The 16,523-nt window shown below is 56.5% G+C and carries 14 protein-coding genes; 10 read left to right on the top strand and 4 right to left on the bottom strand.

The window, feature by feature from the left end; translation table 11 throughout:
• The first annotated feature begins 55 nt into the window (after nucleotides 1-55).
• The 7 genes from dnaE (at nucleotide 56) to Q9R35_RS13115 (ending at nucleotide 9,458) form a co-directional block, all read left to right on the top strand.
• Nucleotides 56-3,532 carry a DNA polymerase III subunit alpha gene (gene dnaE / locus Q9R35_RS13145; RefSeq protein ID WP_197313373.1) on the top strand — a complete coding sequence of 1,159 codons (3,477 nt, stop codon included), beginning with the start codon at nucleotides 56-58 and terminating at the stop codon, nucleotides 3,530-3,532.
• Complete coding sequence (locus tag Q9R35_RS13140; protein ID WP_311219966.1) at nucleotides 3,529-4,635, top strand: glycosyltransferase family 4 protein; 1,107 nt, start codon at nucleotides 3,529-3,531, stop codon at nucleotides 4,633-4,635. Before dnaE ends, Q9R35_RS13140 begins: the two co-directional genes overlap by 4 nt.
• Complete coding sequence (locus Q9R35_RS13135; RefSeq protein WP_042484371.1) at nucleotides 4,632-5,474, top strand: polysaccharide deacetylase family protein; 843 nt, start codon at nucleotides 4,632-4,634, stop codon at nucleotides 5,472-5,474. Before Q9R35_RS13140 ends, Q9R35_RS13135 begins: the two co-directional genes overlap by 4 nt.
• Nucleotides 5,447-6,253, top strand: coding sequence for a glycosyltransferase family 2 protein (locus tag Q9R35_RS13130; protein ID WP_042484375.1), 807 nt, complete (start codon nucleotides 5,447-5,449; stop codon nucleotides 6,251-6,253). The genes Q9R35_RS13135 and Q9R35_RS13130 overlap by 28 nt, the downstream gene beginning before the upstream one ends.
• A gap of 33 nt (nucleotides 6,254-6,286) precedes the next feature.
• Entirely contained in the window at nucleotides 6,287-7,003 is a 717-nt protein-coding gene (locus Q9R35_RS13125; RefSeq protein ID WP_042484378.1) for a polysaccharide deacetylase family protein, read from the top strand.
• Entirely contained in the window at nucleotides 7,000-8,184 is a 1,185-nt protein-coding gene (locus tag Q9R35_RS13120) for a glycosyltransferase family 4 protein (RefSeq protein ID WP_042484380.1), read from the top strand. The genes Q9R35_RS13125 and Q9R35_RS13120 overlap by 4 nt, the downstream gene beginning before the upstream one ends.
• A 158-nt stretch (nucleotides 8,185-8,342) precedes the next feature.
• Nucleotides 8,343-9,458 (top strand): glycosyltransferase family 4 protein, encoded by a 1,116-nt coding sequence (locus Q9R35_RS13115; protein ID WP_042484385.1) that lies wholly within the window; start codon nucleotides 8,343-8,345, stop codon nucleotides 9,456-9,458.
• A 68-nt stretch (nucleotides 9,459-9,526) separates the two neighbouring features.
• Here Q9R35_RS13115 and Q9R35_RS13110 read toward each other — a convergent pair whose 3' ends face one another.
• The 3 genes from Q9R35_RS13110 to Q9R35_RS13100 are packed head-to-tail and all read right to left on the bottom strand — an operon-like array spanning nucleotide 9,527 to nucleotide 11,456.
• Complete coding sequence (locus Q9R35_RS13110; RefSeq protein ID WP_042484388.1) at nucleotides 9,527-9,793, bottom strand: YkgJ family cysteine cluster protein; 267 nt, start codon at nucleotides 9,791-9,793, stop codon at nucleotides 9,527-9,529.
• Complete coding sequence (locus Q9R35_RS13105) at nucleotides 9,790-10,554, bottom strand: YdcF family protein (protein WP_042484390.1); 765 nt, start codon at nucleotides 10,552-10,554, stop codon at nucleotides 9,790-9,792. Before Q9R35_RS13105 ends, Q9R35_RS13110 begins: the two co-directional genes overlap by 4 nt.
• Entirely contained in the window at nucleotides 10,551-11,456 is a 906-nt protein-coding gene (locus tag Q9R35_RS13100) for a glycosyltransferase family 9 protein (RefSeq protein WP_042484393.1), read from the bottom strand. The genes Q9R35_RS13105 and Q9R35_RS13100 overlap by 4 nt, the downstream gene beginning before the upstream one ends.
• Before the next feature lie 147 nt (nucleotides 11,457-11,603).
• Here Q9R35_RS13100 and msbA point away from each other — a divergent pair, with 147 nt between their 5' ends.
• The 3 genes from msbA (at nucleotide 11,604) to Q9R35_RS13085 (ending at nucleotide 14,552) form a co-directional block, all read left to right on the top strand.
• Nucleotides 11,604-13,397: a lipid A export permease/ATP-binding protein MsbA gene (msbA, locus tag Q9R35_RS13095; RefSeq protein ID WP_404977952.1), complete on the top strand. Its 1,794-nt coding sequence runs from the start codon at nucleotides 11,604-11,606 to the stop codon at nucleotides 13,395-13,397.
• A 30-nt stretch (nucleotides 13,398-13,427) separates the two neighbouring features.
• Complete coding sequence (locus tag Q9R35_RS13090) at nucleotides 13,428-13,886, top strand: hypothetical protein (RefSeq protein WP_042484395.1); 459 nt, start codon at nucleotides 13,428-13,430, stop codon at nucleotides 13,884-13,886.
• 150 nt (nucleotides 13,887-14,036) lie between these two features.
• On the top strand, nucleotides 14,037-14,552 hold the full coding sequence (locus Q9R35_RS13085) for an ATP-binding protein (RefSeq protein ID WP_198501048.1): 516 nt from the start codon (nucleotides 14,037-14,039) through the stop codon (nucleotides 14,550-14,552).
• Between the two features lie 299 nt (nucleotides 14,553-14,851).
• On the opposite strand, the gene rng is transcribed toward Q9R35_RS13085, so the two are convergent.
• Nucleotides 14,852-16,315: a ribonuclease G gene (gene rng, locus Q9R35_RS13080; protein WP_042484397.1), complete on the bottom strand. Its 1,464-nt coding sequence runs from the start codon at nucleotides 16,313-16,315 to the stop codon at nucleotides 14,852-14,854.
• Nucleotides 16,316-16,523: the final 208 nt, after the last annotated feature.

Raw genomic sequence — 16,523 nt, 5'->3', positions numbered from 1 at the left:
CCCTGAGCATCGCTTCAGGGTCACCAATGTCTATTGGCTTCAGTACAATTCCATCATGAGCGAAACCACCCCTTCCTTTGTCCATTTGCGATCCCACTCGGAGTTCTCCGTGGTGGACGGCATCGCCCGTATTCCCGAAATGATCAAAAAAGCGCAGGCCTATGGGCAGCCTGCGCTGGCTTTGACGGATTTGTGCAACTTGTTTGGGCAGATCAAGTTCTATACCTCGGCGCGTAAAGCCGGGCTGAAAGCCATCATGGGTTGTGATATCTGGCTGCAGAACGAGGAAGACCGCGAAAAACCGTCGCGCTTGTTATTGCTGGTGCAAAACGAGGCTGGTTACCTGAGCCTGTGTGACATTCTGACCCGTGCCTGGCTGGGCAACCAGTACAAGGGGCGAGCAGAAGTGCAGCGCGCCTGGCTGAAAGAGTGCAGTGGCCTGATTGCCCTGTCCGGTGGACGTATGGGCGATGTGGGCCAGGCCCTGGCCGATGGCAATCTGGAATTGGCCCGTGATTGCGCCCGCCACTGGGACAGTCTGTTCCCGGGTGCTTTCTATATTGAGTTGCAACGCAGCGGTGCGGACGGCGACGAACTGTATGTACAAGCTGCCATGCGCTTGGCCGCGGAGCTGGACCTGCCCGTGGTGGCGACGCACCCGATTCAATTTATTGCACCGGACGATTTCCGCGCGCACGAGGTGCGGGTGTGTATTGCCGAAGGCGAGCAGTTGGCCAATCCCAAGCGCGTGAAGCGTTTTACGCAAGAGCAATACTTTCTCAGCACGGATGAGATGCAGCAGCGTTTTGCGGACGTTCCTGTTGCGCTGGAAAACACGCTGGAAATTGCCAAGCGTTGCAACCTGGAGCTGGAACTGGGCAAACCGTATCTGCCCGACTTCCCCACACCCGAAGGTATGTCACTGGGTGACTTTCTGATTCAGCAGGCCAAAGAAGGTCTGGAAACCCGCTTGAAGCAGTTGTATGCCGACCCCGAGGAGCGCGAGAAGCAACGCCCGACCTACGAAGAGCGCTTGATGTGGGAGTGCAACACCATCATCTCCATGGGGTTCCCTGGCTACTTCCTGATCGTGGCGGACTTCATTAACTGGGGCAAGCACAATGGCGTGCCCGTAGGACCAGGCCGAGGCTCGGGTGCGGGCTCCCTGGTGGCCTACAGCATGGGGATTACCGACCTGGACCCCTTACGCTATGACTTGCTGTTCGAACGTTTCCTGAACCCCGAGCGGGTTTCCATGCCTGACTTTGACGTGGACTTTTGCCAGGACAACCGCGAACGCGTTATTGATTACGTTAAACAGAAATATGGTCGTCAGGCCGTCAGCCAGATCGCCACATTCGGTACCTTGGGTGCGAAAGCGGTGGTGCGCGACGTAGGCCGCGTGCTGGAGCTGCCCTACAGCCTGTGCGATGGCTTGTCCAAACTGATTCCTTTCAACCCCGCCGATCCCTGGACGCTGGAGCGCGCGCTGGCCGACGAGCCCGCCTTTCGCGAGCGTTACGAGAACGACGAGGAAGTCAAAGCTCTGATCGACTTGGCCCGCCCCCTGGAAGGCCTGACCCGTAGCGTGGGCATGCACGCCGGGGGCGTGCTGATTGCGCCCGGCAAATTGATTGATTTCTGCCCGCTGTATGCGCAGTCCGGCCCCGATGCCAACGCCGTGTCTCAGTACGACAAGGACGACGTGGAAGCCGCTGGCCTGGTCAAGTTCGACTTTCTGGGCCTGCGTAACCTGACGATTCTGGACTGGGCGGTGCGCTACGTGCGCCAGTTCAATGCAGACAAGCGCGAGTTCGACATCATGGCCTTGCCATTGGATGACGACGCCTCCTACAAGCTGCTGTGCGAAGGGAATACGACAGCAGTGTTCCAGCTGGAATCGCGCGGCATGAAAGAGCTGTTGCGCAGTCTGCGCCCCTCCACCTTTGAAGACATTATCGCCATGCTGGCCCTGTATCGTCCGGGGCCGTTGGAGTCGGGCATGGTGGTGGACTTCGTGAACCGGAAACACGGTCGGGCTGAAGTGGATTATTTCCACCCGGATCTGGAGAGCACCCTGAGCAGTACCTACGGGGTGATTGTCTACCAGGAACAGGTGATGCTGATCTCGCAGATTATCGGTGGCTACTCGCTGGGTGGTGCCGACTTGCTGCGTCGTGCCATGGGCAAGAAAAAGCCCGAGGAAATGGCCAAGCACCGGGTCCTGTTCGAGGAAGGGGCGGTCAAGAAAGGCCATGACCCAGAATTGGCGGTCAAGCTGTTTGACCTGATGGAAAAGTTTGCGGGCTATGGCTTTAACAAGAGTCACTCCGCTGCTTACGCGCTGATTGCCTATCACACCGCCTGGTTGAAGGCTCACCATCCGGCCGAGTTCCTGGCTGCGACCTTGCTGTCCGATATGGACGATACCGACAAGGTACAGATTTTCTGGAAAGACGCGCTGGCCAACGGTGTAGAAGTCTTGCCACCGGATATCAATGCGTCCAACTACCGCTTTGAGCCGGTCAAGGACAGCTATACCGAAAAAGGCTTGCCGCCGCGCACCATGCGTTACGGCCTGGGCGCCGTGAAAGGCACTGGTCAGGCCGCCGTTGAAGCTATTGTGGACGCTCGCAAGCAAGGTGGTCCTTTTACCAGCCTGTTTGACTTCTGCCGTCGCGTGGACCGCCATCAAGTCAACAAACGCACTATTGAAGCCTTGGTGCGTGCCGGTGCTTTTGACTCGATTGATGAAAACCGCGCCGCCTTGCTGGCCAGTATCGGGGCGGCTACGGAAGCTGCCGAACAGGCCGAACGTAGCGCGAACCAGTCCTCGCTGTTTGCTGATGACTCCAACGATATTGTGGAGGGCGAAGTTGCGAAAGTTGCCCCCTGGAGCCTGCAGGATCGCTTGCGTCAGGAAAAGACGGCGCTGGGCTTTTACTTCAGCGGCCACTTGTTTGACGCCTGGCGCGATGAAGTCCGCCGTTTCGCACCAACACCGTTGGCACGTCTGGAAGCCTCGCGCAGCCCGCAATGGTTCGCCGGCGTGCTGTCAGCCGTGCGTGTACGCATGACACGTCGTGGCAAGATGCTGTACGCCATGCTGGATGACGGCTCGGCGCAGCTGGAGGTGGCGATCTTCAATGAGTTGTTTGAAGAGCACCGCCAGCGTCTGAAAGAAGATCAGTTGATCATCATCCAGGGCAAGGTCAGCAACGACGATTACACCGGCGGCCTGCGTATCAATGCCGACGCTATTTTCGACTTGCAGCTGGCCCGTGAAGCCCGTGCCAGTTGCCTGAGTATTGGCCTGAACAATAATGCCGACGCACAGCGTCTGCAAACCTTGTTGGCGCCCCATCGTGCCGAGCAGCAGGGCGGGGTGCCGGTTGAAGTGCAGTTGCAGCGTCCCGATTACGAGTGTGTGGTGCAGTTGGGCCCGCAATGGCGTGTTCGTCTGGCCGACTCCTTGCTGGAGCAGCTGGAAGACTGGGATGCCACGCACGAGGTGGAGATCAGCTACCGATGAGGCCCTTGCGCATTCTGCACTCGGAAGCTGCCACCAGCTTTGGCGGCCAGGAAAACTACATCCTGCGCGCCATGCGCATCTTGCGCGAGCGGGGGCATCAGGTGGAGGCCGCCTGCCAACCCCATGCACAGCTGACCGAGCGCTTGAGCGACGAGGGCTTCGTTGTTCATACCTTGTTGATGGATGGCCCGGCCAATTACGTGCGCGGTGTGAGCCAATTGCGCCGGGTGCTGCGTCAAGGCCAGTTTGATGTGCTGAACAGCCATAGTCGTCGCGATACCATGCTGGCGGGTGTGGCCGGGCGGTTGGCGGGGACTCCCCTGATTGTGCGCACGCGCCATCTGGCCAAGAAAGTGGGTTCCTTGATGTCTTACACCATCGTGCCCAAGCGGGTAATCACGCCCAGCGACTATGTGCGCGATCACTTGATCGAGCGCGGTGTGAAACCCGAGCACGTCCAGGTGGTCTACCCCTGTGTTGATCCCAGCGTGATTGATTCGGCACCCGCCCTGGATTTGCGTGCCGAGTTGGGCTTGGCACCGGATACCGTGCTGGTAGGCTGCGTTGCCGTACTGCGGCGCGAAAAAGGCCATCATGAACTGATCGCCGCCATGCAGCCCTTGTTTGATCGCTATCCTCAAGTGCATTTGGTGCTGGTGGGGGGCGGCTCGCCGGGCTATGAGCAATTGCAGGCCCTGATCGCTGAGCTGGGCTTGCTGGAACGCATTCATTTGCTGGGTTCCCGCTCCGATGTACCTTCAATTCTGCCCAATCTGGATGTATTTGCCCTGGCGACTCATATGGAAGCTTCGGGCACAGCATTTGTGGAAGCGGGTTGCGCCGGGGTTCCCGTGGTGGGCAGCCGTGTCGGTGGTGTGCCGGAAATGATGCAGGAAGGCCAAAGTGGCTTGCTGGCGGATTTACACGACAAGCAGGCCTGGTGTACTGCTATAGAGCAATTGATTCAGAATCCACAGCGACGCCAAGACATGGGGGCCGCTGGTCGCCTGTTTTGTCGTAGCGACGAGCGCTTTACCCCCGTCGCCATGGGCGACCGCCTGGAGAGTGCGTACTACCGCTGGTTAAAGGAGCTTCAGGGATGAAAGTGGCAAGCACTGTGCCCGTCATGATGTATCACCATGTCACCCCCCAAGGGGGCATGATCAATGCCAGTCCCCAGCATTTCGAGCAGCATTTGCAATGGTTGAAAAAGCATGGCTGGACCAGTCTGACAACCGAACAGTTTGTCGGCCATTTGCAAGGGCAGGGCGTGCCACCCAAATCGGTGCTGATCACCTTTGACGATGGTTATCTGGATAACTGGGTCTACGCCTATCCCTTGCTGAAAAAATATGGCTTCAATGCCGTGATTTTCCTGGTGACAAGCTGGATCAAGGACGGCCCGGTACGCCCTTATCTGGGGCAAGGTCAGGAGGTGCCCGAGTGTCCGGTGCACGGCGAGTGTGAAGCGCGCATCGAGCAAGGACGCAGTGACGAGGTGATTTTGCGCTGGAGTGAAATCCACGCCATGCAGGCTGATGGCGTGTTCGAGTTCCACAGCCATACCCATACGCATACTCGCTGGGACTTGAGCGAGCAGCGCGATCAGAAAAATGACAAGATGCGTTGGGAGCTGGAACAGTCCCGCAAGACCTTGAAGGCCAATATGGGCACGGTCTCCGATCAGCTTTGCTGGCCTCAAGGTTATTTTGATCCAGATTACGTGCAGGTCGCCCAGCAGGCAGGTTTTCGCTATTTGTACACGACGCGTGCCTTTGGCTCCAACCAGCCTGGCAGCGATCCTTTGCATATTTATCGCTTCGCCGTGCGTGATACGACGGGTGTATCGGTCGGGCGCAGGCTGAATGTCGCAGTACACCCCGTGATTGGTCCGATTTTCAACAGGTGGAAAGCATGGCGTCGTCGTCAACGACAGAAGTAGAGCAGCGCGCTGTGACCGGCTCCGGCACGCGCCTGTCCGTTATCCTGATTACCAAAAACGAGCAGGCGCATATTCGTGCCTGCTTGGAGTCGGTCGCCTTTGCGGACGAGATCATTGTGGTGGATTCGGGCAGTACCGACCAGACCGTGGAAATTGCCCGCTCCATGGGCGCGAAAGTCACGGTCACCCCGGATTGGCCCGGCTTTGGCCCACAGAAAAATCGGGCGCTGGATCAGGCCACGGGCGAGTGGGTGCTGTCCATTGATGCGGATGAGCGCGTCACCCCGGAGCTGGCACGGCTGATTCAGCAAGAAATGGCCCAACCGCGTGGCACGGCTTACCGGATTGCCCGTCTGTCCGAATTTGCTGGCCGCTGGATGCGCCATAGTGGTTGGTGGCCAGACCGGGTTCTGCGTCTGTTCAAGCGTGGCACCGCCCGTTTTAACGATGCCAAGGTCCATGAAAGCGTACAGACCGACCATCCCGTCCTGATTCTGGACGGGCATTTTCTGCATTATCCCTACGCCAGCCTCGAGATCTTTATCGACAAGATCAACCGTTACTCGTCGGATGCAGCGCGTCAAATGCAGGCCAAGGGCAAAACCACCAGCCTGCCAGGTATTGCCGGACATGCCAGCTGGACCTTTGTGCGTCACTATATTGTTCGACGCGGTTTTCTGGATGGCCCGCAAGGCTTCATTCTGGCGTGCATGGCCGCTTCTGGCAGCCTGTTTCGATATAGTAAGCTGTGGTATTACACCCGTCAGAAGTCTGTTTAGCCCCTTATAATGCCGCCTATGATTCCGATTCTTATGTACCACCAGGTCGGGGTGCCCGCTCCCAAAGGTTCGCCGTATCGTGGCTTGACCGTGCATCCTACTGACTTTCGGCGCCAGATGACGTGGCTGAAGCGCTTGGGCTATCAAGGTTTGTCCATGGCGCAATTGATGCCGTATCTGCGCGGTGAAAAGCAGGGCAAGGTCGTGGGAATCAGCTTTGATGACGGCTACCGTAACGTGTTTCAAAATGCCATGCCGGTGCTGGACGAGCTGGGCTTTACCGCCACTAATTACATTGTTGCGCGGCATCTGGATGGCTCCAACTTCTGGGATCAACCCAAAGGCGTACCGCATTCCGGTCTGATGTCCTTGCCCGAGCTGCGCGCCTGGGTGAATGCCGGCCATGAAGCGGGCTCGCATACCCTGGACCATGTGCATCTGACTGATGTGTCCTCGGAGATCGCCCATTACCAGATTTCACAATCCAAAGCAGAGCTGCAAGAAGCGCTGCAAGTGGAAGTCAGTGCCTTTTGTTATCCCTACGGCGACCAGAATCGGGCTATCCGCGAGCAAGTGCGTCAGGCAGGTTATCTGAACGCTACCACCACCAATCGTGGTCTGGCGCGCTCGGACGATGATTTGTTTGACCTGCCCCGCGTCACGGTTTCGCGCTCCACCAATATTTTGCGCTTTGTGCAAAAGTGCGTGACACGCCTGGAAGACAAACGCCGTACGGTTTCACGCTCATGAGTTCAGACCATACCCATGACACGCCCGCTGCGATTCCCGAGCGTCTGCGCATTGCCTTTGTGGTTGATCGTTTCGGCAACCGCTTTGGCGGTGCCGAGGCCTACGGGGTGGAGCTGATGCGCGAGCTGGCCGAAAAGCACGAAATCACCGTGTTTGCGCGTGAATATGACAGCCGCTGCGACTTGAAGCTGGCCTACGTGCCTATCCGTCATTGGTCGCACTGGCCTGGCTGGATACGCGGCATTCTGTTCGCCCGCAAGGCGGCCAAGGCCACGGCCCAAGGTTTTGATATTGTGCATTCGCATATGAACGGGTGGTGCGGGGATGTGGAAGTGGTTCATGTCACCCCAGTTCGTTTCAATTGGCGTGTGCGACCCTTGCCCTGGCTTAAAAAACTGGGTTCCTACTTCAGCCCGCGTGTCTGGGGCTATCTGGGTCTGGAAAAGCGCCGTTTGCGGCCTGGTCCTCATGCGGTTGTCGCTGTTTCAGGCTTGATTGCCGAACAATTGCAGCAAGCCTATGGCAGCGTGCACGATTATCCCGTTATCGCTCCTGGCGTGGCCTTGCCGCAAGCTGATTTGCAAGGGGAAGAGCGTGCCAAAGTGCGTGAGTCCTTGGGTTTCACCAAGGAGCAGGTCGTCTGCCTGCTGGTGGCTCGAAATCCTCTGCGCAAAGGCTTGAGCACGGTACTGGAAGCCCTGGCGAAATTGCCCTCTCATTACCGTCTGTTGGTAGTGGGCGGAAAGCCTGGCCTGCGTGACCAGATGCGTCAGCAGCTGCAGACGCTGAACATGCAGGATCGCGTCATCCTGCAGGGCGAGACCTCTAATGTCGAACCCTTTTATCGCGCTGCCGATATTTACGTGCATCCCACCCTGAATGACAGCTTTGGCATGGCACCGCTGGAAGCCATGTCCTATGGCTTGCCGGTTGTGCTAAGTCCAGCTCCATGGTGTGGCTTTGCTCAATATGTGCAGGGCGGCTATCACGCCTTGCTGCTCAGCCATCCGGAAGATGCTCAGGAACTGGCCCATGCGATTGAGAAAATCAGCAAGGATCCGGCCATGGCCAGGAATCTGATCGAGAACTCGCGTGAGTTATTGGTTCAGTTCAGCTGGCCTGCAGTCGCAACTCGCTATCAGGACCTGTATCAAAAAGTGTTGCTTCGCCGCCAAGATTAAGGGCAGGTGACGCGAGCTTTTCTCTGTTACTGATATTAAATTGTCAAAACTGCTGTTCAGTCATTGTTCAGCTTACGCAATAGCGGATACACTTTGTGGCCTGCAGGTGCTCGATCTGAGTATTTGTCTGTCATTCACAGCCGCTGACGGAGCGAGTTTTGAAGGTCCTGATCACTGATATCCACCACGGTAATGGCGGCGGCCATGTCACGTATATTTTGGGTTTGTTGCGCGGTTTGGCCCATCAGTGTGAGTTCACTCTGGCCGCACCGGCAACGGGTCGACTGTACCGTGAAGCGTCGCAAATACCCGGTGTAAGAGTATTGCCGGGGCTGTATACCGCCCGTATCGGGACGGCCTTGTCAGAGATCTGGAGCCTGCGCCGCTTTTTGCAGCGTGAAGCCTTCGACATCGTGCATTGCAATGGCAGTACCGATCATCGCCACGTCATGATCGCTTGTAAGACCTTGGCAAATCCTCCGGTCATCATCTGGACCAAACACAATACCAACCGCCTTCACAGTATGGGCAACCGTTTGCGGGCACGCTTCGGGACAGATCTTTGTATTGCTGTCAGTGATTATGTCGCTCGACAACTGGCCAATTCTGATTATCGTCGCTGTAGTGTCGAGCGTATTTATCACGGCCTGGATCTGGAGCATTACCGACCCGTTTCCCTGCAGGAAAAGCAGATTGCACGGCAGAAGCTTTTTGCTGCAGAGCTTGCGCCGGACTGTCTGGTGTTGGGCTCGGTAGGTGGTACGGATCTGGAAAAAGGCTGGTTGTTGCTGGTGGAGGCGCTGGCCCGTCTGGAGCCAGAGCTGAAACAGCGCGTCCGCGTGGTGGTTGCCGGGGATCCGCCTACAGCAGCCGTCTGCGAAAAAGTGCAGGCCCTGGGCTGTGCCGAGCAAGTGCTCTTTCCTGGATTGGTCAAGGATGTACGCTCGGTGTTGGCCGCATGCGATGTGGGTTTTGTGCTGTCCTATAAAGAGTCAGCCTCGTACGCTTGTTATGAGTCCCTGGCCTTGGGCTTGCCCGTGTTGATTTCCAATGCTGGCGGTTTGCCGGAAAGCATTGAGCACTTGCATGAGGGATGGGTGGTGCCTTGCGGGGATGTGCTGGCCATTGAAGCCCATGTGCGTGACATGTTGTGCCAGAAGTACTGTTTGCATACAGTGGGCCAGCGGGCGCGGCATCGCGCAGAACAGCGTTTTGATGCGCAGCGCTTTTCGCTGGATACGTATCAAGCCTATTTGAAAGCGCGGGCCTTGTAGCAGTCTGCTTATTGAAGACATATAAAAGAGGTGTTCTGATTTGAATTCAGAACACCTCTTTTTTACATCTAGTTCTTGATGGCCGGGGCGGTCAGCGCTTCCAGCCTGGTCAGCCAGATCAAGGCGTCCTCCCGTTTCTCCCCGCACATTTCCTGCGAGGCTTGCAAGCCCGAGCAACAGGCAGGGCGTTCAGGCTGGCCGAAAATCCGACAACGCAGTTGTTCGTCCAGCTGGATACAGGGCACACCAGCGGGTTTGCCGTGGGGCATGCCGGGAATCGGGCTGGAAATAGAGGGGGCGATACAGCATGCCCCGCATTCAGAACGACAAATCATGCCCAGCCTCGGGACCAGTACACCAGAATCCCTACATATTCCTTGATGATGGAGCGGCTGGACTGCAGCGCCATCAGATTGGGTTTCCATATGGAAAATTCGGGACTGTTGGGAACGGTTAGCTGAGGTGCCGCCCCTGCAGCAATCACATTGACCCCTTGCTTGCGGAAAATAGCCATGGCGCGTGGCATGTGCAGGGCAGAGGTCACCAACAAGACCTGGTTAGCCTGCTTTTCTTTCAGCAGCTGCGCGGTGTATTCCCCATTTTGCTGGGTGGTCAGGCTCTCGTTTTCCATCAGCGTGGCCGAAGGGGGAACATCCAGGTTGTTCAGGGTATTGGCCATGACCTTGGCCTCACTGATCCCTCCATCCAGAGCGGCGCCCGACAGGACAATATAGGGAGCACGACCTGCTTTATACAAATCAGCAGCGCGCTCTACCCGTGCCGATGTCTTTTGTGCGGTCTGGGGCAGGAACCAATTGCTGCGGTTTTGGGCGGTATGGCCACCTAGCACCACAATGGCATCGGCTTGCGTTACCTGGTCAGCGGGCTGGTAGGGGTACATTTTTTCCAGATACCCACCGGCATACAGGCTGGTGGCGGGCAGGGACCAGGCACCGGTCCAGAGCAAACCCGCCAAAGCCAAGGCAGCTGCGGTTTTGCGCAGACGCAGGATAAAAAGCAGTACCGCCAAAAGTAATAGGGCGGCAAACAGATTCAGCGGAATGACAAGGCTGGTCAGAATGCTCGATAGACTCATGAATGCTCCCGCTCTGACTCCAGCACTTGCACCACCTCATCGAGTGTAGGCCATTGGCCATCCCGGCCGAGGCAGATAGCCCGCGGCGACCAGGGACCAGTGTCTTCGGGGTTGGTAACACCACATAAGGTCAGCTGCTGAGCCTTTATGGCTGCTGCGACATGGGAGACGCCAGAATCATTGCAAATAACCCACTGCGCCTGTTGGCAAAGCCGTGCGAACGCCCCCAGAGGCAGGGGCGGCAAGCAGCGTGCGCTGGGCGCATTACGCAGGGCAGCCTCATGCTCGTTGGGTGGAGGGCACATAATGACGGTTTTGCCTTGGGCTTGCAGATGGCGGGTCAGTTGGTCGAAATACGGCCAGACTTTGACGCGGCCTTTGTGCAGTCCCGTTGCGGTAGGGGCGATCAGAATATAGTCACCGGGGCGCAGGGCGGCTTGGCGCAGACTGTTGTCGCCTTCTTGCCGTTGCAGGGGGCTAAGCGTCAAATCCAGGGTGGCTGGGGCTTGTTCAGGAGCTGGTTTCAACTTCCACAGCTCCAAAGCCTGCTGAACAATATAGAACCAGGATTGCACCGCGTGCAACTGCTTTTGCGGCTTATTGAGTGGCCAACGTAATAAAAGGCTACGGCCATCGTCCCGGTAACCGCAGGCGGGCAGGCCCGCCAGTTTGAAGCTGAGCGCACTGCTAAGCGAATCGGGCAGCAGCAGGCCGTATGCATTGCGGTGGCCATGCTGGCGACGATAGCGGCGTATGGCCTTGGCATCCTGGTGCCAGTGGCTGGTCATGGGGATGAAACCCTGCAAGGGGTAGGCTGACAGCAGTTCGCGGGCCCAGGGACGGGCGCAAACCACAACGGGCAAACCAGTATCCAGCAGGGCCTGTAAACACGGCAGGCTCATGCATACATCGCCTAACCAATTAGGCAATCGCAGGTAAAGGGCAGAGGGATCAGACATGAACAGGACAACTAGGCAGGACGAACAAGAGCGGGGACGCTCGATTCAGGCAATGAGCGTTAGAATAAACACAATTAGATAGTATATAGGGTGTCCTCGTTGTCCAACGCCATAGAAACCAAAATCAAGCCTGCTGGGCACGATCCCGTCAAATCCGATCTCTGGAAGCGCATTTACAGTCGTTTGCTACCTTATTGGAAGGTAGCGGTGCTGGCGCTGATCCTGGTCAGCATTTCCTCGGCAACGCAGCCGGTGCTGGCAGTGATCATGAAGCCATTGCTGGATGACGGCTTTACCGGTGCCAATCCCGACTATATGTGGTCCATACCCCTGGCGGTGATCGGGCTGATGTTCGTGCGTGGCGTCACCAGTTATGGCAGCTCCTACTTGTTTGCCTGGATCGCCAACAAAATGTTGCTGACTTTACGTGGCGACATGTTCTCCCGCTTGCTGGGATTGTCCGATTCGGAGTTCAAGCAAGGGGATACGGGTCGTTTGCTGAACCGTTTCACCATTGATGCGGGCACCATGACCGGGGTAGCCACCGAGGTGGTCACTGTCGTGGTGCGCGAGACCCTGACGGTGATTGCCTTGCTGGGCGTCTTGCTCTACATGTCCTGGCAACTGACGGTTATCGTGTTTCTGGTCATGCCCGCCTCGGTCTTTGTAGCCAAGCTGGTGTCGCGCCGCCTGCGCCGCATTAACCGCGATACGGTAAACATGAATGCCGAGCTGACCCGCGTGGTCAGCGAAGCCATTGATGCTCAACGTGTCATCAAGCTGTTTGACGGTTACGAGCGTGAAAATACGCGTTTCATGTATGTGAACGCACGTTTGCGTCGCTTTGCCATGCGCGCGGCTTCCGCGGATGCGGCCTTGTCGCCCATTACCCAGCTGTTTGTGTCCATCGCCGTGGCCGGGGTGATTTTTGTGGCCCTTTACCAGGCCAACACCGGCACGCTGACTATTGGTAGCTTTGCCGCTTTCATGGCGGCTTTGGGGCAGATTTTTGATCCCATCAAGCGTCTGACCAATATCACGGGCACCATGCAGCGCATGTTGGTAGCGGCAGAAAGCGTGTTCAAACTGGTCGATCAGGAGCCCGAGCCTGATACCGGGACTCGCGAATTCAAGCAGCCTGTGCGCGGTCATATTGAATTTGACACGGTTTCTCACCGTTTTCCTAACGCGCATCGCGATACTCTGTCCGAGGTGAGCTTTGCGGTGCAGCCTGGCCAGACCATTGCCTTGGTCGGTAGGTCCGGCAGTGGCAAGACCACGCTGGCCAATATGCTGCCGCGTTTCTTGATTCCTACCGGCGGAGAAGTCCGTGTGGACGGTATCCCCTCGGAAGAGTTGACCTTGCGCAGCCTGCGCAGCCAGATTTCCCTGGTCAGCCAGGATGTGGTGCTGTTTGAGGCGACAATTGGCCAGAACGTCGCTTATGGCGCAGGTGCCGATGTTCCGCCGGAACGTATTTGGAAGGCCTTGGAAGCGGCCAATCTGCGCGAGTTTGTGGAAGGTCTGCCACAAGGTCTGGATACGATGGTGGGCGAGAACGCCAACGCTCTGTCCGGCGGTCAACGTCAGCGCCTGGCAATTGCCCGTGCCCTGATCAAAAATGCACCTATCCTGATTCTGGATGAAGCCACCTCGGCTCTGGATAACGAGTCCGAGCGTCAGGTTCAGATGTCGTTGGAAACCTTGATGAAAGGCCGCAGTACCCTGGTGATTGCACATCGTCTGTCTACCGTACAAAATGCAGATCAAATTCTGGTGCTGGACGAAGGGCGGATCATTGAGCAAGGTCGTCACGACGAATTGCTGGCCCGTAACGGCGTGTATGCCGGTTTCTACCAAATGCAGTTTCAGTTCAACGAATAAGCAGCCTGGGGCTGCACAATAAGGAACATCATGAAGAAAATCATTCTTGCGCTGGCTGGGCTGGCTGTGTTGGCAGGATGTGCCAAGCAGGGTGCGGAACTGCGAGAACAGGATTTGCGTCGTTCCAGCTATTTCAAGACAGAGCGACGCATCAATGCAGACTTTGTGGGCATTCAGCGTGCCTTGTTCAAGCACCAGGCAGAGTGTGGCAAAGCAGCCGTCTTCAAGATGGACGAACGCCAGGCCAGCTACGGCACCTTGCGTTATGAACTGGAGCCGGGGGCGGGTTGGGATAAAAGCATTCTGGTTGATCTGACCTTGATGCAAAAAGGCTGGGTAGATGCCAAGGTGTATAGCTACCGCGCGGATGTGAAAAAGGAAATCAAGGAGATCTTCACCTCGATTCGCGCGCCAGGCGTGTGTAATCCGGATGATGCACCGAAAGAAGAATTGCCCGAGGACGACTTTGTCCCCGTTGCACCGCAGTAAGTGCTCAAGCTGGGTGCAGGGCGGTTCTTTCTCCACCTGAGGCGCCCCACTCGCAGGACAGCTCTGTCTTGCTCTTGACCCGCTTTTTCAAGCGGGTTTATTGTTTTTAGTCTTTTCTCGTTAATAGAGATGATGTTGGATTTTGCCGCTATGTCCCAAACCAAACAGACAGCCACGACAGCAGCAATGCTCTATCTGATTTGCGGCAAGATTGCGGCGGGCAAATCCACCTTTGCCAAGCGCTTGTCCGAGCAGTCAAGAACGGTGCTGATCAGCGAAGACTTTTGGTTGGCAAGTTTGTATTCCGGTCAAATTGCCTCTTTGGAGGATTACGCTCGTTGTTCGGAGCTGCTGCGTACTGCCATGGCTCCGCACATCGTGGGTCTGCTCCAGGCCGGAGTGCCCGTGGTGCTGGATTTTCCATCCAACACTCTGGCAACACGAGCTTGGGCGCGGGAATTGATTGAACAGGCGAGCGTGGCTCACGAATTGCATTATCTGGATGTGGCCGATGAGTTGTGCAAAGCGCGCTTGCATGCTCGTAATGCCAGCGGTGATCATCCCTTTGAAACGACTGAAGCGCAGTTTGATTTGTTCAGCCGCTATTTTGTAGCGCCCCAGGAGTCAGAGGGCTTTCATGTCATCCGCCATCAGATCAAGGAATAGGCTTGGAGTTTAGTTTTCAGTCGCTTGATGCTGTTTACTTGGCTAAGTCTTGAGCTTGTAGATGCCTGCGCGAGCAGGCTGCAAGAGAGGGCTAAGCTGGGTGTGGTGAAGTATTTTTTGATGCGTATTAGGGCAAGCCACTCATGTAATGCTTAAAGCACTTTGCGCTATGGGCTCTATTGAACTAGCCAGTTGACTCCACGCCACTATTAAGTGACGCCCGGTTGCAGGGCGCAGACCTTGCCGTTCGATGGCGAATGAAGGGGATTGGCTACCCCGCCAATCCCAAAACAGACCATTTACAGCAAAATAATGTCGTATTGCTCCTGGGAGTAGTGCGGGTCTACTTCCAGGGAAATAGGCTTGCCAATAAAGTCGCCCGCCACGGCCAAATGCTGGCTTTCTTCTTCCAGAAACAGATCCACTACTTCCTGTGCTGCCAGGATGCGGAATTCCTTGGGGTTGAATTGCTTGGCCTCGCGCAAGACTTCGCGCAGAATTTCATAGCAGACGGTACGGGCCGTGCGCACGGAACCACGCGACTGGCAAGTAGGGCAGGGCTCGCACAACTGGTGCGCCAGGGAATCACGTGTACGTTTGCGTGTCATCTCCACCAGGCCTAACTGGCTAAAGCCATTGATCGTCACGCGAGTACGATCCTTGGCCAGTGCTTTTTGCAGCTCCTGCAAGACAGACTCCCGGTGAGCGGGATCGTCCATATCAATAAAGTCCAGAATGATAATGCCACCCAGGTTGCGCAGACGCAGTTGGCGAGCCAGGGCAATCGCTGCTTCCAGGTTGGTCTTGAAGATGGTGTCGTCAAAGTTGCGGCCACCGACAAAACCACCCGTATTCACATCGACCGTAGTCAGGGCTTCGGTCTGATCGATAATCAAGTAACCGCCAGACTTCAGATCGACCCGGCGCGACAAGGCGCGGTTGATCTCTTCATCCACATGAGCGGTATCGAACAAGGCGCGGCTGCCTTTGTGGTGACTAATTCGCTCCAGCACGGAGGGCGTATAAATCTGGGCCCACTCCTTCATCTCTTGAACCACAGTGCGTGAGTCCACAATGATGGATTGAGTGTTGGGCGTGACCATATCGCGCAAAACACGTTGTGCCAGGCTCAAGTCCGTATAGAGAACGGAAGGGGCGCCTTGCTCGCGGATACGTTCCTGAATGCGTGTCCATAAAGTGCGCAGATATTGCTGATCCGCACTGATCTCTTCATCTGTCGCGCATTCGGCCTGAGTCCGTACGATAAAGCCGCCTTTTTCGTCCTTGGGCATCAGGCGGCTGACGCGTTCGCGTAGCTCGATCCGGTCTGCATCCGAACCAATTCGCTGCGACACACCAATATGCGGATCAAAGGGCAAATACACCAGCATGCGTCCAGCAATGCTGATCTGCGTAGAGACGCGAGCGCCTTTGGTGCCCAAAGGATCCTTGATGACTTGTACTAATAGAGACTGGCCTTCGAACAGGAGTTTTTCAATGGGGGTAGTCGCGCTACCTTGATTGCGCTCGGTACGGTTCTGCCGCAAGTCGGCTACATGGATAAATGCCGCGCGCTCCAGGCCAATATCAATAAAGGCACTTTGCATGCCGGGTAGAACCCGCGCCACCTTTCCTAGATAGACGTTCCCCACATAGCCACGTTGGATGCTGCGCTCGATATGAATTTCCTGGACAGCACCTTGCTCGACCAGGGCAACACGGGTTTCAAAAGGAGTGACGTTAATCAGGATGTCTTCATGCATAATTAGTTTCGCTAAAGGAATATCTGTTTCGGCCTAGTGTAGGGCCAAGTCAGGGAGGCTGCTATGCCTTTATGACTATATAGAGAGTTTAGTGAGAAGGAATGCTTCGCTTGCCTTTGTTCTGGAGGCTGCTTGGGGGTGGATGTGGTTCTAACCGCTCTATATAGGACGCCGCTCGGGGCCCCGGGACAGGGTGTTGGGGCGGACT

The organism is Alcaligenes sp. AB3 (assembly GCF_031844565.1).
Lineage (GTDB): Bacteria > Pseudomonadota > Gammaproteobacteria > Burkholderiales > Burkholderiaceae_B > Alcaligenes > Alcaligenes faecalis.
Note: the sequence above shows the minus strand (reverse complement) of the source record. Positions and strands in the feature narration are given on the sequence as shown.

Coding starts and splice junctions, on each gene's coding strand:
- dnaE (WP_197313373.1), top strand. CDS start 56: ATGAGCGAAACCACCCCTTCCTTTGTCCATTTGCGATCCCACTCGGAG.
- Q9R35_RS13140 (WP_311219966.1), top strand. CDS start 3,529: ATGAGGCCCTTGCGCATTCTGCACTCGGAAGCTGCCACCAGCTTTGGC.
- Q9R35_RS13135 (WP_042484371.1), top strand. CDS start 4,632: ATGAAAGTGGCAAGCACTGTGCCCGTCATGATGTATCACCATGTCACC.
- Q9R35_RS13130 (WP_042484375.1), top strand. CDS start 5,447: ATGGCGTCGTCGTCAACGACAGAAGTAGAGCAGCGCGCTGTGACCGGC.
- Q9R35_RS13125 (WP_042484378.1), top strand. CDS start 6,287: ATGTACCACCAGGTCGGGGTGCCCGCTCCCAAAGGTTCGCCGTATCGT.
- Q9R35_RS13120 (WP_042484380.1), top strand. CDS start 7,000: ATGAGTTCAGACCATACCCATGACACGCCCGCTGCGATTCCCGAGCGT.
- Q9R35_RS13110 (WP_042484388.1), bottom strand. CDS start 9,793: ATGATTTGTCGTTCTGAATGCGGGGCATGCTGTATCGCCCCCTCTATT.
- Q9R35_RS13105 (WP_042484390.1), bottom strand. CDS start 10,554: ATGAGTCTATCGAGCATTCTGACCAGCCTTGTCATTCCGCTGAATCTG.
- Q9R35_RS13100 (WP_042484393.1), bottom strand. CDS start 11,456: ATGAGCCTGCCGTGTTTACAGGCCCTGCTGGATACTGGTTTGCCCGTT.
- Q9R35_RS13090 (WP_042484395.1), top strand. CDS start 13,428: ATGAAGAAAATCATTCTTGCGCTGGCTGGGCTGGCTGTGTTGGCAGGA.
- Q9R35_RS13085 (WP_198501048.1), top strand. CDS start 14,037: ATGTCCCAAACCAAACAGACAGCCACGACAGCAGCAATGCTCTATCTG.
- rng (WP_042484397.1), bottom strand. CDS start 16,315: ATGCATGAAGACATCCTGATTAACGTCACTCCTTTTGAAACCCGTGTT.